The sequence below is a fragment of the Micromonospora sp. AKA38 genome (assembly GCF_027925725.1).
Taxonomy (GTDB): domain Bacteria; phylum Actinomycetota; class Actinomycetes; order Mycobacteriales; family Micromonosporaceae; genus Micromonospora.
Window position 1 is genome coordinate 1,248,099 of the sequence record NZ_BNEI01000003.1, and the last position, 22,524, is coordinate 1,270,622.

At 68.5% G+C, this 22,524-nt stretch carries 24 protein-coding genes; all 24 read right to left on the reverse strand.

All coding sequences use genetic code 11. The features are described from left to right. Positions 1–570 carry a 50S ribosomal protein L5 gene (gene rplE, locus TPA0908_RS14315; protein WP_107157443.1) on the reverse strand — a complete coding sequence of 190 codons (570 nt, stop codon included), beginning with the start codon at positions 568–570 and terminating at the stop codon, positions 1–3. Continuing rightward, complete coding sequence (gene rplX / locus TPA0908_RS14320) at positions 570–890, reverse strand: 50S ribosomal protein L24 (protein ID WP_018217055.1); 321 nt, start codon at positions 888–890, stop codon at positions 570–572. The genes rplE and rplX overlap by 1 nt, the downstream gene beginning before the upstream one ends. Next, positions 887–1,255, reverse strand: coding sequence for a 50S ribosomal protein L14 (rplN, locus tag TPA0908_RS14325; RefSeq protein ID WP_007465279.1), 369 nt, complete (start codon positions 1,253–1,255; stop codon positions 887–889). Before rplN ends, rplX begins: the two co-directional genes overlap by 4 nt. A 97-nt stretch (positions 1,256–1,352) precedes the next feature. Beyond that, complete coding sequence (gene rpsQ / locus TPA0908_RS14330) at positions 1,353–1,634, reverse strand: 30S ribosomal protein S17 (RefSeq protein ID WP_091570077.1); 282 nt, start codon at positions 1,632–1,634, stop codon at positions 1,353–1,355. After that, complete coding sequence (gene rpmC, locus TPA0908_RS14335; RefSeq protein ID WP_107157442.1) at positions 1,631–1,867, reverse strand: 50S ribosomal protein L29; 237 nt, start codon at positions 1,865–1,867, stop codon at positions 1,631–1,633. Before rpmC ends, rpsQ begins: the two co-directional genes overlap by 4 nt. After that, complete coding sequence (gene rplP, locus TPA0908_RS14340; protein WP_007465292.1) at positions 1,867–2,292, reverse strand: 50S ribosomal protein L16; 426 nt, start codon at positions 2,290–2,292, stop codon at positions 1,867–1,869. Before rplP ends, rpmC begins: the two co-directional genes overlap by 1 nt. Before the next feature lie 3 nt (positions 2,293–2,295). Beyond that, positions 2,296–3,177, reverse strand: coding sequence for a 30S ribosomal protein S3 (rpsC, locus tag TPA0908_RS14345; protein ID WP_107157441.1), 882 nt, complete (start codon positions 3,175–3,177; stop codon positions 2,296–2,298). Beyond that, positions 3,177–3,632, reverse strand: coding sequence for a 50S ribosomal protein L22 (gene rplV, locus TPA0908_RS14350; protein ID WP_107157440.1), 456 nt, complete (start codon positions 3,630–3,632; stop codon positions 3,177–3,179). Before rplV ends, rpsC begins: the two co-directional genes overlap by 1 nt. Positions 3,633–3,672: 40 nt before the next feature. After that, entirely contained in the window at positions 3,673–3,954 is a 282-nt protein-coding gene (gene rpsS / locus TPA0908_RS14355) for a 30S ribosomal protein S19 (RefSeq protein ID WP_007073032.1), read from the reverse strand. A gap of 12 nt (positions 3,955–3,966) precedes the next feature. After that, complete coding sequence (gene rplB / locus TPA0908_RS14360; RefSeq protein ID WP_091065788.1) at positions 3,967–4,806, reverse strand: 50S ribosomal protein L2; 840 nt, start codon at positions 4,804–4,806, stop codon at positions 3,967–3,969. A 12-nt stretch (positions 4,807–4,818) separates the two neighbouring features. Next, positions 4,819–5,121: a 50S ribosomal protein L23 gene (gene rplW / locus TPA0908_RS14365; protein WP_107157439.1), complete on the reverse strand. Its 303-nt coding sequence runs from the start codon at positions 5,119–5,121 to the stop codon at positions 4,819–4,821. Then, positions 5,118–5,783, reverse strand: coding sequence for a 50S ribosomal protein L4 (rplD, locus tag TPA0908_RS14370; protein ID WP_107157438.1), 666 nt, complete (start codon positions 5,781–5,783; stop codon positions 5,118–5,120). The genes rplW and rplD overlap by 4 nt, the downstream gene beginning before the upstream one ends. Continuing rightward, positions 5,780–6,445 (reverse strand): 50S ribosomal protein L3, encoded by a 666-nt coding sequence (gene rplC, locus TPA0908_RS14375; RefSeq protein ID WP_281938111.1) that lies wholly within the window; start codon positions 6,443–6,445, stop codon positions 5,780–5,782. The genes rplD and rplC overlap by 4 nt, the downstream gene beginning before the upstream one ends. A gap of 11 nt (positions 6,446–6,456) precedes the next feature. Next, positions 6,457–6,765, reverse strand: a complete 309-nt coding sequence (gene rpsJ, locus TPA0908_RS14380) for a 30S ribosomal protein S10 (RefSeq protein WP_007073037.1) — start codon at positions 6,763–6,765, stop codon at positions 6,457–6,459. A gap of 355 nt (positions 6,766–7,120) precedes the next feature. Continuing rightward, complete coding sequence (gene tuf / locus TPA0908_RS14385; protein WP_089155259.1) at positions 7,121–8,314, reverse strand: elongation factor Tu; 1,194 nt, start codon at positions 8,312–8,314, stop codon at positions 7,121–7,123. Between the two features lie 224 nt (positions 8,315–8,538). Continuing rightward, on the reverse strand, positions 8,539–10,635 hold the full coding sequence (fusA, locus tag TPA0908_RS14390) for an elongation factor G (RefSeq protein WP_107157436.1): 2,097 nt from the start codon (positions 10,633–10,635) through the stop codon (positions 8,539–8,541). Positions 10,636–10,713: 78 nt separating this feature from the next. Continuing rightward, positions 10,714–11,184, reverse strand: coding sequence for a 30S ribosomal protein S7 (gene rpsG / locus TPA0908_RS14395; protein WP_091065767.1), 471 nt, complete (start codon positions 11,182–11,184; stop codon positions 10,714–10,716). A 1-nt stretch (position 11,185) separates the two neighbouring features. Then, complete coding sequence (rpsL, locus tag TPA0908_RS14400; RefSeq protein WP_007465318.1) at positions 11,186–11,560, reverse strand: 30S ribosomal protein S12; 375 nt, start codon at positions 11,558–11,560, stop codon at positions 11,186–11,188. 488 nt (positions 11,561–12,048) lie between these two features. Further along, positions 12,049–12,420, reverse strand: a complete 372-nt coding sequence (locus TPA0908_RS14405) for a hypothetical protein (RefSeq protein ID WP_107157495.1) — start codon at positions 12,418–12,420, stop codon at positions 12,049–12,051. Positions 12,421–13,058: 638 nt separating this feature from the next. Beyond that, a complete protein-coding gene (locus TPA0908_RS14410) occupies positions 13,059–13,427 on the reverse strand; it encodes a hypothetical protein (RefSeq protein WP_281938117.1) in 369 nt (122 codons plus the stop codon). 90 nt (positions 13,428–13,517) lie between these two features. Continuing rightward, complete coding sequence (locus TPA0908_RS14415; protein ID WP_281938119.1) at positions 13,518–17,405, reverse strand: DNA-directed RNA polymerase subunit beta'; 3,888 nt, start codon at positions 17,403–17,405, stop codon at positions 13,518–13,520. Positions 17,406–17,485: 80 nt separating this feature from the next. Continuing rightward, positions 17,486–20,917, reverse strand: a complete 3,432-nt coding sequence (gene rpoB / locus TPA0908_RS14420) for a DNA-directed RNA polymerase subunit beta (RefSeq protein WP_281938121.1) — start codon at positions 20,915–20,917, stop codon at positions 17,486–17,488. 574 nt (positions 20,918–21,491) lie between these two features. After that, positions 21,492–21,881 (reverse strand): 50S ribosomal protein L7/L12, encoded by a 390-nt coding sequence (gene rplL / locus TPA0908_RS14425; protein ID WP_281938122.1) that lies wholly within the window; start codon positions 21,879–21,881, stop codon positions 21,492–21,494. Between the two features lie 53 nt (positions 21,882–21,934). Then, on the reverse strand, positions 21,935–22,483 hold the full coding sequence (gene rplJ, locus TPA0908_RS14430; RefSeq protein ID WP_281938123.1) for a 50S ribosomal protein L10: 549 nt from the start codon (positions 22,481–22,483) through the stop codon (positions 21,935–21,937). Positions 22,484–22,524: the final 41 nt, after the last annotated feature.

Genomic DNA, 22,524 nt, shown 5'->3' on the forward strand with positions numbered 1-22,524 from the left:
TCAGTTCTCCTTGAACGGGAAGCCCAGGAGCTTGAGCAGCGCCCGGCCCTCGTCGTCGGTCGTGGCGGTCGTGACCACCGTGATGTCCATGCCCCGCTGGCGATCGATCTTGTCCTGGTCGATCTCGTGGAACACCGACTGCTCGGTCAGACCGAACGTGTAGTTGCCGTGCCCGTCGAGCTTGCGCCCGTCCAGACCGCGGAAGTCACGGATACGCGGCAGCGCGATGGAGAGCAGCCGGTCCAGGAACTCCCACATCCGGTCGCCCCGGAGGGTGACCTTCGCGCCGATCGGCATGCCCTCGCGAAGCTTGAACTGCGCGATGGACTTGGTGGCCCGCCGGACCAGCGGCTTCTGGCCGGTGATGGTGGCCAGGTCGCGGACGGCGCCGTCGATCAGCTTGGCGTCGCGAGCGGCCTCGCCGACACCCATGTTGACGACGATCTTGACCATCCGCGGCACCTGCATCGGGTTGCCGTAGCTGTACTGCTTCTGCAGCTCGGCCACGATCTCGTTGCGGTACCGCTCCTTGAGGCGCGGCTGGGTCTTGGTTTCGGTAGCCGTGGTCATCACAGGTCCTTACCGGTGCTACGCGCGATGCGGACCTTCTGGCCGTTGTCGTCGATCCGGTAGCCGACGCGGGTCGGCTTGCCGTCGGAGTCCACGACCATCACGTTCGAGACGTGGATCGGGGCTTCCTGGGTGACGATGCCGCCGGTCTTGGCGCCACGCTGGGTGGTGCTGATGCGAGTGTGCTTCTTGACCCGGTTCACGCCCTCGACCAGGACCTTGTCCTGCCGCGGGTAGGCCGCGATGACCTTGCCCTTGGCACCCTTGTCCTTGCCGGCGATGACGACGACCGTGTCGCCCTTCTTGACCTTCACGGTCACAACACCTCCGGCGCGAGAGAGATGATCTTCATGAACCGCTTGTCCCGCAGCTCACGACCCACCGGGCCGAAGATACGGGTACCGCGCGGGTCCCCACCGTCCTTGATGATGACGGCGGCGTTCTCGTCGAAGCGGATGTACGACCCGTCCGGCCGCCGCCTCTCCTTGGCGGTCCGAACGACGACGGCCTTGACGACGTCGCCCTTCTTCACACCGGCACCGGGGATCGCGTCCTTGACCGTGGCCACGATGACGTCGCCGATGCTCGCGTAGCGCCGACCGGAGCCACCGAGAACCCGGATGCACAGGATCTCCCGGGCACCCGTGTTGTCGGCGACGCGCAGTCGCGACTCCTGCTGAATCACGTCTATCTCCTATGTCTGCCGGTTCTCCGGCCGCCGGGGGCGGCCGGAGCCTGGCGGAACCTGCGCCCGACCGATCCCGGCCGAGCTCGAGCCTTCGCTACTTGGCCTTCTCGAGGATTTCCACGAGCCGCCACCGCTTGGTGGCGGAGAGCGGCCGGGTCTCCATGATCAGGACCCGGTCGCCGATACCGGCCGAGTTCTGCTCGTCGTGCACCTTCAGCTTGCTGGTACGACGCATGATCTTGCCGTACAGCGCGTGCTTGACCCGGTCCTCGACCTCGACCACGACGGTCTTGTCCATCTTGTCGCTGACCACGAGGCCCTCGCGCACCTTACGGCGGGACCGCGCGGCGGCGGTGGTAGTGGTGTTCTCACTCATGATGCAGTCACCTCAGTCGGCGCGGCCGAGAGACCCAGCTCACGCTCACGCATGATCGTGTAGATCCGGGCGATCTCCCGACGGATGACCTGCAGCCGCCGGTTGTTGTCCAGCTGCCCGGTCGCGCCCTGCACGCGGAGGTTGAACAGCTCCGCCTTAGCCTCGCGCAGCTTCGTGACCAGCTCCTCGTCGGAGAGCTCACGCAGCTCGGAGGGCTTGACGCCGGCTGCCATCAGGATTCACCCACTTCGCGCGTAACAATGCGGCACTTCATCGGGAGCTTGTGGATCGCGCGACGCATCGCCTCTCGCGCGATCTGCTCGTTGGGGAAGGACATCTCGAAGAGGACCCGCCCCGGCTTGACGTTGGCGACCCACCACTCGGGAGAACCCTTACCGGAACCCATCCGGGTCTCGGCCGGCTTCTTGGTGAGGGCCTGGTCCGGGAAGATCGTGATCCAGACCTTGCCACCACGCTTGATGTGGCGGGTCATCGCGATACGTGCCGACTCGATCTGACGGTTGGTCACGTACGCCGGCTCGAGAGCCTGGATCCCGAACTCGCCGAACACCACCCGGTTACCACCCTTGGACGCGCCACTGCGGTCCGGGTGGTGCGGCTTGCGGAAGCCCTTCGGGGGCTTGCGCGGCATCAGCATCTGTCAGCCCTCCTGCTGCTGTTCTGCCGGCTGGTTCGGAGCCGAGGCGGCGGCGGCGACAGCGCTGCTGTCGACCGGCTCGCCGGCCGGCGTCTCCGCCTGCTGCGCGATGGTGGTCGCGGCAGCACGCCCGGCCTCGGTACCGCCGGCGGTCGTACCCGACGAGCCCGACCGGCCACGACGCGGCCGGTCCGGCCGGTCGCCACGGTCACGGCGCGGGCCGCGCGACGGGGCGGCCTCGGCCGGGGCCTCACGGCCCGGCACGGCGTCGCCCTTGTAGATCCAGACCTTCACGCCGATCCGGCCGAAGGTGGTACGGGCCTCGAAGAAGCCGTACTCGATGTTGGCCCGCAGCGTGTGCAGCGGGACACGACCCTCGCGGTAGAACTCGGTCCGGCTCATCTCGGCGCCGCCGAGACGGCCCGAGACCTGAACCCGGATGCCCTTGCAGGCCGGGTTCTTCATCGCGGACTGCATCGCCTTGCGCATGGCCCGACGGAAGCTGACCCGGCTGGACAGCTGCTCGGCGACGCCCTGGGCGACCAGCTGCGCGTCCGACTCGGGGTTCTTCACCTCGATGATGTTCAGCTGGACCTGCTTGCCGGTGAGCTTCTCCAGCTCGCCGCGGATCCGGTCGGCCTCCGCACCCTTACGGCCGATGACGATGCCCGGCCGGGCGGTGTGGATGTCCACGCGGACCCGGTCGCGGGTGCGCTCGATGTCGACCTTGGAGATGCCGGCACGCTCGAGGCCCTTGGACATCATCCGGCGGATCTTGACATCCTCGCCGATGTAGTCCTTGTAGAGCTTGTCCGCGAACCAGCGGGACTTCCAGTCGGTCGAGATGCCGAGCCGGAACCCAGTGGGGTGAACCTTCTGACCCATTACTCGGCACCCTCCGTCGTGCTCTGCGCCTGCGCCGGCTCGGCCTGCTTGGCCGGAGCGGCCTTCTTCGCCGACTTCTTCGGCGCGGCCGGCGCCACGGCCTCGACCGCCACCGTGATGTGGCAGGTCCGCTTGCGGATCCGGTACGCCCGGCCCTGCGCCCGCGGCCGGAACCGCTTCATCGTCGGGCCCTCGTCGACGAACGCCTCGCTGACGAGCAGCGCGTCGGGGTCCAGCCGCTCGTTGTTCTCCGCGTTGGCGATCGCGCTCGCGAGCACCTTGTACACCTGCTCGCTCGCAGCCTGCGGCGCGAACTGCAGCACCGTGAGAGCCTCCTTCGCGGGCAGGCCGCGGACGAGGTTGACCACCCGGCGCGCCTTCATCGGCGAGATGCGCACGTGCCGCGCAACCGCCCGCGCGCCCGGAAGCACCGGAGCGTCGCCCTTTCCTGGCATCGCTGTAACCCCTTGTTCCTCTATCCGTATGCCCGCGGCGTCAGCGCCGGCGGCTCTTCCGGTCGTCCTTCTCGTGACCCTTGAACGTGCGGGTCAGCGCGAACTCGCCGAGCTTGTGCCCGACCATGGCCTCGGTCACGAAGACCGGGACGTGCTTGCGTCCGTCGTGCACGGCGATCGTGTGTCCCAGCATCTCCGGGATGATCGTCGAGCGGCGCGACCAGGTCTTGATCACGTTCTTCGAGCCCTTGTCGTTCTGCGTCTCCACCTTCTTGAGCAGGTGGTCGTCGACGAACGGGCCCTTCTTCAGGCTGCGAGGCATGTCTTATCTCCCTCAGCCGCGCTTACGCGTGGCGTAGCGGCGGCGGACGATCAGCCGGTCGCTCGGCTGGCCCTTACGACGGGTACGGCCCTCGGGCTTACCCTGCGGGTTGACCGGGTGGCGACCACCGGAGGTCTTACCCTCACCACCACCGTGCGGGTGGTCGACCGGGTTCATGGCGACACCACGGACGGTCGGGCGCTTGCCCTTCCACCGCATCCGGCCGGCCTTGCCCCAGTTGATGTTCGACTGGTCGGCGTTGCCGATCTCGCCGACGCTGGCGCGGCAGCGCACGTCGACCCGCCGGATCTCGCCGGACGGCATACGCAGGGTCGCGTACGCGCCCTCGCGGCCGAGCAGCTGGATGCCGACGCCGGCCGAGCGGGCCAGCTTGGCGCCGCCGCCCGGACGCAGCTCCACGTTGTGGATGGTGGTACCCACCGGGATGTTGCGCAGCGGCAGGTTGTTGCCCGGCTTGATGTCGGCGCCCGGGCCGGACTCGACGCGGTCGCCCTGCTTCAGGTCCTTCGGCGCGAGGATGTAGCGCTTCTCGCCGTCGGCGTAGTGCAGCAGCGCGATGCGCGCGGTGCGGTTCGGGTCGTACTCGATGTGGGCGACCTTCGCCGGCACGCCGTCCTTGTCGACCCGCTTGAAGTCGATCAGACGGTACTGGCGCTTGTGGCCGCCACCGTGGTGCCGCGTGGTGATCCGGCCGTGGGCGTTACGCCCGCCCTTCTTCGGCAGCGGAGCCAGCAGCGACTTCTCCGGCGTGGACCGGGTGATCTCGGCGAAGTCGGCGACGCTGGAGCCTCGCCGGCCCGGCGTCGTCGGCTTGTACTTACGGATAGCCATTGTCTACACCCCTCAGCTGACCGGGCCGCCGAAGGCCTCGATACGGTCACCGTCAGCCAGCTTCACGATCGCCCGCTTGGTGTCCTTGCGCTTGCCGAAACCGGTCTTGGTCCGCTTGCGCTTGCCCTGGCGGTTGAGCGTGTTGACCGTCAGGACGCGGACGTTGAAGATCTGCTGGATAGCAATCTTGATCTCGGTCTTGTTCGCGTCCGGGTGCACCAGGAAGGTGTACCAGTTCCGGTTCAGCTCGCTGTAGCTCTTCTCCGAGACGACCGGCGCGACGATGACGTCACGCGGATCGGCGATCGTGCTCACTTGCCATCCTCCTCGGTGGTCTCGGCGGGCACGCCCAGGAACTCGTCCAGGGCCTCCTTGGTGAAGACCACGTCGTCGGCCACCAGCACGTCGTACGTGTTGAGCTGGCCGGCCTCGATCAGGTGCACCCGGCTGTCCCGCGTGTTGCGCAGGTTCCGCAGCGACACCCAGTTCAGCTCGTCGGTGCTGCTCAGCACGACCAGGACCCGGCGGGCGGCGGTCAGCTTGGTCAGCGTGGCCAGGGCCGCCTTGGTCGACGGCTTCTCGCCCGAGACGAACGCCTCGACGACGTGCACCTGGCCGGCGCGGGCCCGGTCGGAGAGGGCGCCACGCAGGGCGGCGGCCTTCATCTTCTTCGGGGTGCGCTGGCTGTAGTCGCGCGGCGTCGGGCCGTGGACCACGCCACCGCCGGCGAACTGCGGCGCGCGGGTCGAACCCTGACGGGCCCGACCGGTGCCCTTCTGCTTGTAAGGCTTCCGGCCACCGCCGGAGACCTCACCGCGGGTCTTGGTCTTGTGCGTGCCCTGCCGGGCCGCGGCGAGCTGAGCCACCACGACCTGGTGCATCAGCGCGACGTTCGCCTGGACGTCGAAGATGTCGGCCGGCAGCTCGACGGAGCCGCTCTTGCCGCCTTCGACGTTGAGGACGTCAACGGTGGTCACTTGGCCACACCGCCCTTCTTCACCTTCGCCTTGGCCGCGGTGCGGACCAGGACGAGCGCGCCCTTCGGGCCCGGGATGGCGCCACGGACGAGCAGGAGGTTGTTCTCGGTGTCGACCGCCTGGACGGTCAGGTTCTGGACGGTGTAGCGCACGCCACCCATCCGGCCCGCCATCCGGGTGCCCTTGAAGACGCGACCCGGGGTGGCGCAGGCGCCGATCGAGCCGGGCGAGCGGTGCTTGCGCTCGACACCGTGGCTGGCGCGCAGACCGTGGAAGCCGTGCCGCTTCATCGGGCCGGCGTAGCCCTTGCCCTTGGTCTTGCCGGTCACGTCGATCACGGCGCCGACCGGGAACGCGTCGACCGTGACCTCCTGGCCCGGCGCGTAGTCCGCGGCGTCGGCGGTGCGCAGCTCGACGATGTGCCGACGCGGCGCGACGTCCGCCTTGGCGTAGTGCCCGGCGACCGGCTTCTTGACCTTGCGCGGGTCGATGGCCCCGTAGGCGAGCTGAACGGCGGCGTAGCCGTCCTTGTCGGCGCTACGAACCTGGCTCACGACGCACGGGCCGGCCTCGACCACGGTCACGGGGACGACCTTGTTGTTGTCCCAGACCTGGGTCATGCCGAGCTTGGCGCCCAGGATCCCCTTGACTTGCCTGTCCATTTGATCGATCCCTACAGCTTGATCTCGATGTCGACGCCAGCCGGCAGGTCGAGGCGCATGAGCGAGTCGACCGTCTTCGGGGTCGGGTCGATGATGTCGATCAGACGCTTGTGCGTGCGCATCTCGAAGTGCTCGCGCGAGTCCTTGTACTTGTGCGGCGAGCGGATGACGCAGAAACGGTTGATCTCCGTGGGCAGCGGCACCGGGCCAGCGACCTGCGCCCCGGTACGCGTCACCGTCTCGACGATCTTCCGAGCCGAGGAGTCGACGACCTCATGGTCATAGGCCTTGAGCCGGATGCGGATCTTCTGTCCCGCCATGGTGGCTTCTGTTCCTTCTCTCGATGCCGCTGTGTCGCGGGCACCTGTACCGGCTGGTACAGGCCCACTTCCGCCGACCCCCGCGGTCGGGCGTGTCGCGCCCGTGGACCAGGCTCCGCCCCGAGGCTCCGGAGCGATTCTCTGACCGCGCGGTGGGTCATGGCGCCGATCGCGGTGACCGCGACCTGGACGCCGCGCGAGGGTGGTTGACCGCCGATGGCGATCAACCACCCCACGCGAAACGATCTGACTCCCGGAGGTCCAGCCTCAACCGGACGCAGGTGACCGACCGTCGTTACGCAACCTGACTAGTATGCCGCACGACCGGCGGCGACGCTAATCGGGGTTACCCAGCTCACTTGACGATCTTGGTGACGCGACCCGCGCCGACCGTACGACCACCCTCGCGGATCGCGAACTTCAGGTTGTCCTCCATGGCGATGGGCTGGATCAGCTTCACCGACATGGTGGTGTTGTCGCCCGGCATGACCATCTCGGTGCCCTCGGGCAGCGTGACGACGCCGGTGACGTCCGTGGTCCGGAAGTAGAACTGCGGGCGGTAGTTCTGGAAGAACGGGGTGTGGCGGCCACCCTCCTCCTTGGAGAGGATGTAGACCGTCGCCTCGAACTCCGTGTGCGGGGTGTTGCTGCCCGGCTTGATGACGACCATGCCGCGCTCGACGTCCTCGCGCTTGGTGCCACGCAGCAGCAGGCCGACGTTCTCGCCTGCGCGGGCGTCGTCCAGGGTCTTCCGGAACATCTCGATCGCGGTGACCTTGGTCTTGAAGCCCTTCTCGCGGATGCCGACGACCTCGACGTCCTCGTTCGGGAGCAGCACGCCACGCTCGACACGACCGGTGACGACGGTGCCACGACCGGTGATCGTGAACACGTCCTCGACGGGCATGAGGAACGGCTTCTCGGTCTCGCGCTCCGGCTGCGGGATCGCGGTGTCGACCGCGCTCATCAGCTCGAGCAGCTTCTCGGTCCAGACCGGGTCGCCCTCGAGCGCCTTCAGCGCGGAGACCTGGACGACCGGCAGGTCGTCACCCGGGTACTCCTGCGCCGACAGCAGCTCGCGGACCTCGAGCTCGACGAGCTCCAGGAGCTCCTCGTCGTCGACCATGTCGCTCTTGTTGAGCGCCACGACGATGTACGGCACACCGACCTGACGGGCCAGCAGCACGTGCTCGCGGGTCTGCGGCATCGGGCCGTCGGTCGCCGCCACCACCAGGATCGCGCCGTCCATCTGCGCGGCACCGGTGATCATGTTCTTGATGTAGTCGGCGTGACCGGGGCAGTCGACGTGCGCGTAGTGACGCGCCTCGGTCTGGTACTCGACGTGTGCGATCGAGATCGTGATGCCGCGGGCCTTCTCCTCCGGCGCCTTGTCGATCTCGTCGAACGGCGTGTACGGGTTCAGGTCCGGGTACTGGTCGTGCAGGACCTTCGTGATGGCCGCCGTCAGCGTCGTCTTACCGTGGTCGATGTGACCAATGGTGCCGATGTTGACGTGCGGCTTAGTCCGCTCGAACTTCGCCTTCGCCACTGGTGTCCTCCTGGTGGACTTTCTTGGTTCGTTCGCCCCGGTGCGCCGGTCGGCGCGTAGGACTCTGTCGACAGCCTTTCCGGCCTGACGGCCGGATAGCCTTTGTGGGTTCTGCGGCGATGAAGCCTACAGGCCCGGATTCACACAACCCGACCGAGGTGGCCGCGGGTGGGAGATCCCTCCCGCGACCGCCCTCGGATCATCGGGTCAGCTCGGGGTGAGCGTCACTCACCCGTCGCCTTGGCGATGATCTCCTTCGCCACGCTCTGCGGCACTTCGGCGTAGGAGTCGAACTGCATGCTGTAGCTAGCCCGGCCCTGGGTCTTCGACCGCAGGTCGCCGACGTAGCCGAACATCTCCGACAGCGGCACCAGTGCCCGGACGACGCGAGCGCCGCTGCGCTCCTCCATCGCCTGGATGATGCCCCGCCGGGAGTTGAGGTCGCCGATGACGTCACCCATGTTCTCCTCCGGAGTGGTGACTTCAACGGCCATCATCGGCTCGAGCAGTGCGGGGTCGGCCTTGCGGGCCGCCTCCTTCATCACCATCGAACCGGCGATCTTGAACGCCATCTCGGACGAGTCGACCTCGTGGTACTGGCCGTCCAGCAGCGTCAGCTTGAGACCCACCAGCGGGAAGCCGGCGAGAATGCCGTACTGCATGGCGTCCTGGGCACCGGCGTCCACCGACGGGATGAACTCCCGCGGGATGCGGCCACCGGTGACGGCGTTCGCGAACTCGTAGGTCGGCGAGTCGTTGCCCATGGGCAGCGGCTCGAGGCTCACGATCACGCGGGCGTACTGGCCGGAACCACCGGTCTGCTTCTTGTGGGTGTACTCGACCTTGTCCACCTTGCGGCGGATGGTCTCGCGGTACGCCACCTGCGGCTTACCGATGTTCGCCTCGACGTTGAACTCGCGGCGCATCCGGTCGACCAGGATGTCCAGGTGCAGCTCGCCCATGCCGGAGATGACCGTCTGACCGGTCTGGTCGTCCAGCTTGACGCGGAAGGTCGGGTCCTCCTCGGCCAGCCGCTGGATGGCGGTGCTGAGCTTCTCCTGGTCGGCCTTGGTCTTCGGCTCGATGGCCACCTCGATGACCGGCTCCGGGAACGTCATCGACTCGAGGATGACCGGGTTCGCCGGGTCGCACAGGGTGTCACCGGTGGTGGTCTGCTTCAGGCCCTGGACCGCGATGATGTCGCCGGCCTTGGCGGAGCCGCGCTCCTCACGCTTGTTGGCGTGCATCTGGTAGATCTTGCCGATGCGCTCCTTGCGGTCCTTGGTGGAGTTGACCACCTGGGACCCGGACTCGACCACGCCGGAGTAGACCCGGACGTAGGTGAGCTTACCGAGGTGCTTGTCGGTCTGGATCTTGAACGCCAGGCCGGAGAACGGCTCGGAGGGGGACGGCTTCCGCAGCATCGGCGTCTCGCCGTCGGTGGCCGTACCCTCGATCGCCGGAACGTCCAGCGGCGACGGCAGGAAGTCGATGACGGCGTCGAGCATGGGCTGCACGCCCTTGTTCTTGAACGCCGAACCACAGAGCACGGGGTTGGCCTTGCCGGCGATGGTGGCCCGGCGGATGGCGGCCTTGGTCTCCTCGGCGGAGATCTCCTCGCCCTCCAGGTACTTCTCCATCACCGAGTCGTCGACGTCGGCGAGGGTCTCCATCAGCTTCTCGCGCCACTCGGCCGCGGAGTCGGCCAGCTCGGCCGGGATCTCCTCGATCGCGTAGTCCTCACCCTTCTGGGTCTCCCCGCGCCAGGTGAGGGCGCGCATGCCGATCAGGTCGACGACGCCGATGTGGTCGCCCTCGAGGCCGATCGGGATCTGAAGCACCAGCGGGGTGGCGTTGAGCCGGTCGATCATCATCTGCACGCAGCGGAAGAAGTCGGCACCGGTCCGGTCGAGCTTGTTGACGAAGCACATGCGGGGGACGTTGTACTTGTCCGCCTGCCGCCAGACGTTCTCCGTCTGCGGCTCCACACCGGCCACGCCGTCGTACACCGCGACCGCACCGTCCAGAACCCGCAGCGACCGCTCCACCTCGACCGTGAAGTCGACGTGGCCGGGCGTGTCGATGATCTGGATCGTGTGGCCCTTCCACTCGCACTTCGTGGCGGCGGAAGTGATGGTGATACCGCGCTCCTGCTCCTGCTCCATCCAGTCCATGACGGCGGCGCCCTCGTGGACCTCACCGATCTTGTACGTGATGCCGGTGTAGAACAGGATTCGCTCGGTGGTAGTGGTCTTACCGGCATCGATGTGCGCCATGATGCCGATATTGCGTACGTTGGCGAGCGCGTCTGCGGCGGCCACTTCAATCCCTACTTATCGTCGTCTCGACACAACTGGTGGTTGGTTCCGGCGCCCATCCGGGCGCCGGAACCACAGGTGTTACCAGCGGTAGTGCGCGAAGGCCTTGTTGGACTCCGCCATCTTGTGCGTGTCCTCACGCCGCTTGACGGCGGCGCCGAGGCCGTTGCTCGCGTCGAGCAGCTCGTTCATCAGCCGCTCGATCATGGTCTTCTCACGCCGGGCCCGGGAGTAGGTCACCAGCCAGCGCAGACCGAGCGTGGTCGCGCGGGCCGGCCGGACCTCGACCGGAACCTGGTAGGTGGCGCCACCGACACGGCGGCTGCGCACCTCGAGGGTCGGCTTCACGTTGTCCATCGCCCGCTTGAGCGTGACGACGGGGTCGGTGCCGGACTTCTCGCGGCAGCCCTCCAGGGCGGCGTACACGATGCGCTCGGCGAGCTGACGCTTGCCACGCAGCAGGATCTTGTTCACCAGCTGGGTGACCAGCGGCGAGTTGTACACCGGGTCAGCGACCAGCGGATTCCGCGGAGCGGGTCCCTTACGCGGCATGTCAGCTCTTCTCCTTCTTCGCGCCGTAACGGCTGCGAGCCTGCTTGCGGTTGCGGACACCCTGGGTGTCCAGCGAGCCGCGCACGATCTTGTACCGCACGCCGGGGAGGTCCTTCACACGGCCGCCACGCACGAGCACGATCGAGTGCTCCTGCAGGTTGTGGCCGACGCCCGGGATGTAGGCGGTCACCTCGATCTGGCTGCTGAGCTTGACACGAGCGACCTTGCGCAGCGCCGAGTTCGGCTTCTTCGGGGTGGTGGTGTACACGCGGGTGCACACACCGCGCCGCTGGGGAGACCCCTTGAGCGCAGGGGTCTTGGTCTTGGTCGTCTTGGCCTGTCGGCCCTTTCGGACCAGCTGCTGAATGGTGGGCACCGGGTTTCTCCGCTCCCTTCGGCCGCTGCGAGGCGACCGCGCCGTCTGCTCTAGCCGGCCTGATGGACGGCTCTCCTACATTCCAGCCGGGGTCACCTGAGGCGGCCCCAGCACCCGCGGTCGGGCGTGTCGCCCGAGTCACGGTCCCGGTGCCGACCGCTGACGCGTCGTACCGGAATTTGGTCTTTGGTGGTGCGACCACACGATCACCGACTGAGCGGCTCCAGCGCACGCACGCATTGCCCGGGCGAGCCCGGGCGCAAGGGGAAAGAGTACCTACCACAGCCGCGCCGGTCAAAACGGATCGACTCGGGAGGGCTGCATCGCAGCCCCGAACGGTCGGTTCCGGATCACCGGTGCGCCCCCGACAGGCACCTACGACCACAAGTGTACCGGCTCGTCCGGCGCACGGCCCGGCGGCCCCGACACCGGATGAGCGCCGAAGACCCGGACATACATCCCTCAACCGGTCAGCGGCGCGCCGGCGGTCACGTGATCTGCACCACCAGGGCGATCCCGAGCCCGACCACGCTCAGCAGCAGCCCCACCGCGCCGCAGCTCAGCCCCGCCACGGCCAGGCCGCCACCGGTGAACCGGACCGCCGGCGGCGGCGCCGGTCGCCGGATCTGCCGGCGGGCGAGCAGCCAGGCCACGATCGCCCCGACCCCGGCCAGCGCGCCGAGCACCGTGAACGCGCCGGCCGCCCACGCGCCGCCGTAGTCCGGCCCGGCGATGCCGAAGCAGAGAACCAGCAGCGACACCAGGATCGAGGCGACGCCGGTGATCAGCGAGCCGATCGCCAGCCCGGAGGTGACCGGCGGCACGTCCAGGTGCACCACCCCGAACGGGGTGCCCGGCACCGCGTCGACCCGTTTCGGCGGCCGGGGCGCCTCGCGCGGGGGCGGCGGGAGCGCCGGCGCCCCCCACCCGCCGCCGTGGCCGGGCTCGCTTCCCGGGTACGCCCCGAACCCCGCCCCCGGAGCGCCGTACCCGTGCTGTCCCGGCGGGTACGCCGACCCGGGCCCGGCCGGTCCGGGCGGGTACGCCGGCCCGAACGGCCCGGGCTGGTGTGCCGCCCCCGGCCCGCGCGAACCCGGATGGTGGGCCGGCGCGGACGCCGGACCGTGCCCGCCCGGCGGATACGGTCCCGCCGGCGGCCAGGGACCGGGCGGCGCGGAGTGCGGCGGGGCCGGGTCCGGCGTCGGGGCCGAGTAGAACGGCGGTGCGGACGGGTCCGACGGCGGGGCGGAGTGCGGCGGCGGGCCCGGGTTCGACGGCGGGGGGTCGGACGGCGCGGCCCACGGGCTGACCGGGTCGGGGCCGGGCGACGCGGCGGCGTCCGGCTCGGCACCGGGGCGGATCGGGTCGCCTCCCGGCGCGGCCGGTTCCGTCACGGGGTCCTCCTGTCACCTGGCTCACCCGCCACGCGGCGGACACCGGCCAGGCTACCGCCGCGGGTCACCACCGGTGGGCCGGCGCGGGCCGCTCCCCCGCCCGGTCAGTCGAAGTTCGGGGCGAAGTCGTGCCCGAACGACGCGTCGGCGTGCCGGACCACCCCGACCACCACCGCGGCCACCACCGCCACGGCGGTCAGCAGCAGACCGATCCGGGCCAGCCGCTCACCGCGCCGCAGCCAGTCGGCGCCGGTCAGGTAACCGCCCGACGCGTACGCCTCCCGGCGCGCCTGCCGGGCCAGCGTGAGCGCGATGGCCGACGGCACCACCCCGCCGACGAAGAAGCCGGTCAGCGCCCCGATCAGGCCGAGGGCGAAGACCGCGCGGGCCTTCGTGGAGCGGACCGGATCCGGGTCGTGCGGATGGCGGTGTGCCTGCGGCACGTGGGGCGCCTGCCCGGGCACGGTCGTCATGTCTCCATCATGCCTCCGCTCCCGGCGCGACCGGGCCCCGGACGCGACGAGGCCCCCGGCGGGTGCCGGGGGCCTCGTCGTTCGTGCGGGTTAGCGGTACGACCCGAAGTCGAAGTCGTCCAGCGGCACCGCCTGGCCGCTGGCCGGCCCGAAGCCGTAGTCGGTCTCCGGGTAGCCGGTCATCGAGTAGACCTTGGCCTTCGCCTCCTCGGTCGGCTCGACCCGGACGTTGCGGTACTTGCTGATGCCGGTACCGGCCGGGATGAGCTTACCGATGATCACGTTCTCCTTGAGGCCGATCAGCGAGTCGCTGCGGGCGTGGATCGCCGCGTCCGTCAGCACCCGGGTGGTCTCCTGGAAGGAGGCCGCCGACAGCCAGGAATCCGTGGCCAGCGAGGCCTTGGTGATACCCATCAGCACCGGGCGACCGGCGGCGGGCTCGCCACCCTCGCCGACGAGCCGGCGGTTCTCCGACTCGAACAGCGCCCGGTCGACGAGCACGCCCGGCAGGAACTCGGTCGAGCCGGAGTCGATGACCGTCACCCGCTTGAGCATCTGGCGGATGATGATCTCGATGTGCTTGTCGTGGATGAGCACACCCTGCGAGCGGTAGACCTCCTGGACCTCCTGGGTCAGGTGGACCTGGACCGCGCGCGGGCCGAGGATGCGCAGCAGCTCGTGCGGGTCGATGGTGCCCTCGGTGAGCTTCTCGCCGACCTCGACGTGGTCGCCGTCGTGCGCCCGGAGCCGGACCCGCTTCGAGATCTTGTCGTAGACGATCTCGTCGCTGCCGTCGTCCGGGATGACCACGATCTTGCGGGACCGCTCGCCGTCCTCGATCCGGATGCGGCCGGGGGTGTCGGCGATGGGCGCCTTACCCTTCGGCACCCGGGCCTCGAAGATCTCCTGGACACGGGGCAGACCCTGGGTGATGTCCTCACCCGCGACGCCACCGGTGTGGAAGGTACGCATCGTCAGCTGCGTACCCGGCTCACCGATCGACTGGGCGGCGATGATGCCGACCGCCTCGCCGACGTCCACGGTCTTGCCGGTCGGCAGCGAGCGGCCGTAGCACGCACCGCAGACGCCCAGCTTCGACTCGCAGGTGAGCACGCTGCGCACCCGCACCGTCTCCACGCCGGCGGCGACGATCGCGTCGACGCCGATCGAGTTGATGTCCTGGCCGCGGTGGGCCACCACGGTGCCGTCCGGCCCCTTGATGTCGTCGGCCAGCGTCCGGGCGTGCACGCTGGTCTCGGCGTGCTCGTGCACGACCAGCTTGCCGTCGACCCGCTCGCCGATCTGCATCGGGATGGCCCGGTCGGTGCCGCAGTCCTCCTCGCGGATGATGACGTCCTGCGAGACGTCCACCAGACGCCGGGTCAGGTAACCCGAGTCGGCGGTACGCAGGGCGGTGTCCGCGAGGCCCTTACGGGCACCGTGCGTGGAGATGAAGTACTCCAGCACGGACAGACCCTCCCGGTACGAGGCCTTGATCGGCCGCGGGATGATCTCACCCTTCGGGTTGGCCACCAGACCACGGATCGCCGCGATCTGCCGGAGCTGGAGCAGGTTACCGCGGGCACCCGAGTTGATCATCTTCCACAGCGGGTTCTCCTGCGGCAGCGCGGTGTCCATCTCCTTGGCGACCTCGTTGGTCGCCTTGGTCCAGATCTCGATCAGCTCGCCGCGGCGCTCCTCGGCGGTCATCAGACCACGCTGGTACTGCTTGTCGATCCGGTCGGCTTCCTTCTCGTACCGCTCCAGGATCTCCCGCTTGCGCGGCGGAGCGATGACGTCCTCCATGCCGATGGTGACGCCGGACCAGGTGGCCCAGTGGAAACCGGCCTCCTTGAGCCCGTCCAGGGTGGCCGCCAGGGCCACCTTCGGGAAGCGCTCGGCGAGGTCGTTGACGATCGCGGAGAGCTGGCCCTTGCGGATCTCGTAGTTCACGAAGCGGTAGCCCGGGGGCAGCGTCTCGTTGAACAGGACCCGGCCCAGCGTGGTCTCCACCGTCACCGGCTCGCCCTCGACCCAGCCCTCGGGCGCGGTCCACGGCTCGGCGCCGGCGCCGTTGTCGACGCCGACCACGTCGTGCAGTCGGATCTTGACCGGGGTCTGCAGGTGCAGCTCGCCGTTGTCGTACGCCATCCGCGCCTCGGCGTCCGAGCTGAACGCCCGGCCCTCGCCCGTGCCACCCGGGGTGAGGTGGGTGAGGTGGTAGAGGCCGATCACCATGTCCTGGGTGGGCATGGTGACGGGCTTGCCGTCGGCCGGCTTGAGGATGTTGTTCGACGACAGCATCAGGATCCGCGCCTCGGCCTGGGCCTCGGCGGACAGCGGCACGTGGACCGCCATCTGGTCACCGTCGAAGTCGGCGTTGAACGCGGTGCAGACCAGCGGGTGGATCTGGATGGCCTTGCCCTCGACCAGCTGCGGCTCGAAGGCCTGGATGCCCAGGCGGTGCAGGGTCGGCGCGCGGTTCAGCAGCACCGGGTGCTCGCCGATGACCTCTTCCAGCACGTCCCACACGACCGGCCGCTGCCGCTCGACCATCCGCTTGGCGGACTTGATGTTCTGCGCGTGGTTGAGGTCGACCAGCCGCTTCATCACGAACGGCTTGAACAGCTCCAGCGCCATCTGCTTGGGCAGGCCGCACTGGTGCAGCTTGAGCTTCGGGCCGACCACGATGACCGAACGGCCGGAGTAGTCGACGCGCTTGCCCAGCAGGTTCTGGCGGAACCGGCCCTGCTTGCCCTTGAGCATGTCGGAGAGCGACTTCAGCGGCCGGTTACCCGGGCCGGTGACCGGGCGACCACGACGGCCGTTGTCGAACAGCGCGTCGACGGCCTCCTGGAGCATCCGCTTCTCGTTGTTGACGATGATCTCGGGCGCGCCGAGGTCGATCAGTCGCTTGAGGCGGTTGTTCCGGTTGATCACCCGGCGGTAGAGGTCGTTCAGGTCGGAGGTCGCGAAGCGGCCACCGTCGAGCTGCACCATCGGGCGCAGGTCCGGCGGGATGACCGGGACGCAGTCCAGCACCATGCCGAGCGGGGAGTTCCGGGTGTTCTGGAACGCCGCGACGACCTTCAGCCGCTTGAGCGCCCGGATCTTCCGCTGGCCCTTGCCGGAGCGGATGGTCTCGCGCAGGTTCTCCGCCTCGGCGGTGAGGTCCATGTTCTGGACCAGCGCCTTGATGGCCTCGGCGCCCATGCTGCCGGTGAAGTACTCACCGAAGCGGTCGCGCAGCTCGCGGTAGAGCAGCTCGTCGGTGACGAGCTGCTTCGGCTCCAGCTTGCGGAAGGTGTCGAGGACCTCGTCGAGGCGGTCGATCTCGCGCTGGGCCCGGTCGCGGATCTGGCGCATCTCGCGCTCTCCGCCCTCCTTGACCTTGCGCCGGACGTCCGCCTTCGCGCCCTCGGCCTCCAGCTCGGCCAGGTCGGCCTCCAGCTTGGCGGCCCGCTTCTCGATCTCCGAGTCGCGGCTGTTCTCCGACTGCCGCTTCTCGGCCAGGATCTCGTTCTCGATGGTCGAGAGGTCACGGTGACGCGACTCGGCGTCCACGCTCGTCACGACGTACGAGGCGAAGTAGATGATCTTTTCGAGGTCCTTCGGGGCGAGGTCCAGCAGGTAGCCCAGCCGGCTCGGCACGCCCTTGAAGTACCAGATGTGGGTCACCGGAGCGGCCAGCTCGATGTGACCCATCCGCTCCCGGCGAACCTTGGAGCGGGTCACCTCGACGCCGCAGCGCTCGCAGATGATGCCCTTGAAGCGGACCCGCTTGTACTTACCGCAGTAGCACTCCCAGTCCCGCTGCGGACCGAAGATCTTCTCGCAGAAGAGCCCGTCCTTCTCCGGCTTGAGGGTGCGGTAGTTGATGGTCTCGGGCTTCTTGACCTCGCCGTGGGACCACTGACGGATGTCGTCGGCGGTGGCGAGACCGATGCGCAGCTCGTCGAAGAAGTTGACGTCGAGCACTGTGTCCCCTATGTCGTCGTCTGTACTGCTAGCTAACGGGCGGGATCGGGGGCCGGCGAGCCGGCCCCCGAATCACCGCCTCAGACCTCTTCGACCGAGCTCGGCTCGCGCCGGGACAGGTCGATGCCCAGCTCCTCCGCGGCCCGGAACACCTCGTCGTCGGTCTCGCGCATCTCCAGGGCCACACCGTCGCTGGAGAGCACCTCGACGTTGAGGCACAGCGACTGCAGCTCCTTGAGCAGCACCTTGAACGACTCCGGGATGCCCGGCTCGGGAATGTTCTCGCCCTTGACGATCGCCTCGTAGACCTTGACCCGGCCGAGGACGTCGTCGGACTTGATGGTCAGCAGCTCCTGCAGGGCGTAGGCGGCGCCGTACGCCTGCATGGCCCAGCACTCCATCTCACCGAAGCGCTGGCCACCGAACTGCGCCTTACCACCCAGCGGCTGCTGCGTGATCATCGAGTACGGGCCGGTCGACCGGGCGTGGATCTTGTCGTCGACCAGGTGGTTGAGCTTCAGGATGTAGACGTAGCCGACCGCGATCGGGTCGGGCAGCGGCTCGCCGGAACGACCGTCGAACAGCTGCGCCTTGCCGGTGCGCCCGATGAGCTGCTTGCCGTCCCGGTTGGGCAGGGTCGACGCCAGCAGGCCGGAGATCTCCTCCTCGCGGGCACCGTCGAAGACCGGGGTGGCCACGTTGGTGTCCGGCTCGGACTCGTGCGCGTTGATCGACTTGAGCTGGCGCTTCCACTCCGCGTCGTCGCCGTCCACACTCCAGCCGGTCTTGGCCACCCACCCGAGGTGGGTCTCCAGGACCTGGCCGATGTTCATCCGGGACGGCACACCGAGCGGGTTCAGCACGATGTCGACCGGGGTGCCGTCCTCCAGGAACGGCATGTCCTCGACCGGCAGGATCTTGGAGATGACGCCCTTGTTGCCGTGGCGGCCCGCGAGCTTGTCACCGTCCTGGATCTTGCGCTTCTGGGCCACGTAGACCCGCACCAGCTCGTTCACGCCCGGGGGCAGCTCGTCGCCGTCCTCGCGGGAGAAGGTACGCACACCGATGACCGTGCCGGTCTCGCCGTGCGGCACCTTCAGCGAGGTGTCCCGGACCTCGCGCGCCTTCTCACCGAAGATCGCGCGGAGCAGCCGCTCCTCCGGGGTCAGCTCGGTCTCGCCCTTCGGCGTGACCTTGCCGACCAGGATGTCGCCGGGGACGACCTCGGCGCCGATCCGGATGATGCCGCGCTCGTCGAGGTCGGCGAGCATCTCCTCGCTGACGTTCGGGATGTCGCGGGTGATCTCCTCCGGGCCGAGCTTGGTGTCCCGGGCGTCGACCTCGTGCTCCTCGATGTGGATCGAGGTGAGCACGTCCTGCTGCACGAGGCGCTGCGACAGGATGATCGCGTCCTCGTAGTTGTGGCCCTCCCAGCACATGAACGCCACGAGCAGGTTGCGCCCGAGCGCCATCTCGCCCTCGTCGGTGCACGGACCGTCGGCGACGACCTGACCGGCCTCGACGCGGTCGCCCTCGAAGACGACCGGCTTCTGGTTGACGCAGGAGCCGGCGTTGGAGCGGCGGAACTTGTGCAGCAGGTACGTCCGGCGGTGGCCGTCGTCCTGGTGCACGGTGATGTAGTCCGCGCACAGGTCCTCGACCACACCGCCGACCTCGGCGACGACCACGTCGCCGGCGTCCACGGCCGCGCGGTACTCCATGCCGGTGCCGACCAGCGGGGCCTCAGCCTTGACCAGCGGCACCGCCTGACGCTGCATGTTCGCGCCCATGAGCGCGCGGTTGGCGTCGTCGTGCTCCAGGAACGGGATCATCGCGGTGGCGACCGAGGTCATCTGCCGCGGCGAGACGTCCATGTAGTCGACGGCGCTGGGGACCACGTCCTCGGTCTCGCCACCCTTACGACGACACAGCACCCGGTCCTCGGCGAACGTGCCGTCCGACTTCAGCGGGGCGTTGGCCTGCGCCTTGACGAACCGGTCCTCCTCGTCCGCGGTCAGGTAGTCGATCTGGTCGGTGACCCGACCGTCGATGACCTTCCGGTACGGCGTCTCGATGAAGCCGAACGGGTTGACCCGGGCGAACGTGGAGAGCGCGCCGATCAGGCCGATGTTCGGGCCTTCCGGCGTCTCGATCGGGCACATCCGGCCGTAGTGGGACGGGTGCACGTCCCGGACCTCGAAGCCGGCCCGCTCCCGGGACAGACCACCCGGGCCGAGCGCGCTCAGCCGGCGCCGGTGGGTCAGACCCGCCAGCGGGTTGGTCTGGTCCATGAACTGGGACAGCTGCGACGTGCCGAAGAACTCCTTGATCGCCGCCACCACCGGGCGGATGTTGATCAGGGTCTGCGGCGTGATCGCCTCGACGTCCTGGGTGGTCATCCGCTCGCGGACGACCCGCTCCATCCGGGAGAGACCCACCCGGACCTGGTTCTGGATCAGCTCGCCCACGGTACGCAGGCGACGGTTGCCGAAGTGGTCGATGTCGTCGGCCTCGTAGCCCTCCTCACCGGCGTGCAGCCGGCAGAGGTACTCCACGGTGGCGACGATGTCGTCCTCGGTCAGCGTGCCGGTGTTCATCGGCACGTCGACTTCGAGCTTCTTGTTGAACTTGTAGCGCCCGACCTTGGCGACGTCGTACCGCTTCGGGTTGAAGAAGAGGTTGTCGAGCAGGGTCTGGGCGTTCTCACGGGTCGGCGGCTCGCCAGGGCGGAGCTTCCGGTAGATGTCGAGCAGCGCCTCGTCCTGGCCGGCGATGTGGTCCTTCTCGAGCGTGGTCATCATCAGCTCGGACCAGCCGAACTTCTCGCGGATGCGCTCCGCGGACCACCCGATGGCCTTGAGCAGGACGGTGACGGCCTGCCGACGCTTGCGGTCGATGCGTACGCCGACCGTGTCGCGCTTGTCGATGTCGAACTCCAGCCAGGCACCCCGGCTCGGGATGACCTTGACGCTGGAGAGGTCGCGGTCGGAGGTCTTGTCCGGCTGCTTGTCGAAGTAGACGCCCGGCGAGCGGACGAGCTGGCTGACCACGACGCGCTCGGTGCCGTTGATGATGAAGGTGCCCTTCGGCGTCATCATCGGGAAGTCACCCATGAACACCGTCTGGCTCTTGATCTCGCCGGTGGTGTTGTTGGTGAACTCCGCGGTCACGAACAGTGGCGCGCAGTAGGTCAGGTCCTTCTCCTTGCACTCCTCGATCGAGGCCTTGACCTCGTCGAAGCGCGGAGCGGAGAAGGAGAGCGACATGGTGCCGGAGAAGTCCTCAATGGGACTGATCTCGTCGAGGATCTCCGCGAGACCCGAGCGTGCGTGCGGGTCGTCCGCCGACCGGCCCTGCCAAGCCTCGTTGCCGACGAGCCAGTCGAAGGACTCGTTCTGAATGGCAAGGAGGTTGGGGACCTCGAGGTGTTCGGTGATCCGGCCGAATGAAACTCGGCGGGGTGCGAAAGCGCTCGACGTACGACTGGTCTTCGCAGGGCGGGAAGCTGCCAAGATGCGTCCTTCCGAGGACCGGTGCTGCAGAACGGCTGGTACGCGTGCACTCCAATGACCCCACCAGAAATATCCGCAATCGGACATTTCCGAGCAGGGGTCAAGTCGGAAGGCAGCGCAAACTAGCAGTGTAGCCGAGAGGCTAACCGCTGTCCAGCCCACCCCGCAGGTCGTCGCGGAACAAGCCCTGGGACCTCGAAAAACCGGGTCCACCGGGCCGCTCGGAACGCGACGCTCCTGCCGGTCCGCTCGGGAGCCGCGGCGTTGGTGCTGCCGTTGCCCTTACCCGAGTGGCGGCCGTTGCAAGCGCGGAAGGTCTTGCTGATGCCAGCGTGCCTGCCGGCCGGTGCCGCGTCAAGGGCCGGTTACCGCTCAGAGTGTCTTTCCCACCGACGGGCTACCGGCTCCACATCCCTGAGAGGCCGGTACGAGGAACCTGTACGCCCTGCTCACGGCGCTTCCAGCGGGTGACACCACGACAGCGGGCGGTGACCCGGTCTCCCGGATCACCGCCCGCTGCGACACGGTGTGCCCCGGCTCACGTGAGCCGGACGCGCGTCAGGTCAAACCACTGTCACTTGAGGGTGACCTTGGCGCCCTCGCCCTCGAGCTTGGCCTTGGCCTTCTCGGCGGTCTCCTTGTTGGCCTTCTCCAGGACGGCCTTCGGAGCGGCCTCGACCAGGTCCTTGGCCTCCTTGAGGCCCAGGCCGGTCAGCTCACGCACGACCTTGATGACCTGGATCTTCTTGCCACCGTCGGCGTCGAGGATGACGTCGAACTCGTCCTTCTCCTCCTCGGCCGGGGCGGCGGCAGCGCCACCGCCGCCGCCACCCTGGGCGATCGCGACCGGAGCGGCGGCGGTGACCTCGAAGGTCTCCTCGAACTGCTTCACGAACTCGGAGAGCTCGATCAGCGTCATCTCCTTGAACGCGTCGAGCAGCTCGTCGGTGCTGAGCTTCGCCATGTCTGGCGTCCTTTCTACAAGTGAAAACTAAGAATGTGGTGCGCCGTGCGGCCTCAGGCCGCCTCGGCGCCCTCCTGCTCGCGCTTCTTGTCCGCCAGGGCGGCCGCCGCGCGGGCGGCCTTGGAGAGCGGCGCCTGGAACAGGGCCGCGGCCTTGCTCAGGTTGCCCTTCATGGCGCCGGCCAGCTTGGCCAGCAGCACCTCGCGGGACTCCAGGTCGGCGAGCTTCGTGACCTCGGCCGCGGAAATGGCCCTGCCCTCGAAGACACCGCCCTTGATGACGAGCTTCGGGTTGGCCTTCGCGAAGTCGCGAAGCCCCTTCGCCGCCTCGACGACGTCGCCCGAAACGAAAGTCAGCGCGGTAGGACCGGTGAACAGCTCGTCGAGGCCGGAGATGCCCGCATCGGTCGCGGCACGCTTGGCCAGCGTGTTCTTCGCGACCGTGTAGCTGGTCTCCTTGCCGAGCGCGCGCCGCAGCTGGGTGAGCTGCGAGACCGTGAGCCCGCGGTACTCGGTGAGCACGGTGGCTCCCGAGGTGCGGAAGTTCTCGGTCAGCTCGGCGACGGCCGTGGCCTTGTCGGCCCGGATCGGCTTGTCCGCCATGTCCCTCCTCTCTCGTTACTCGGAGCTGGCACGCCGGCGAC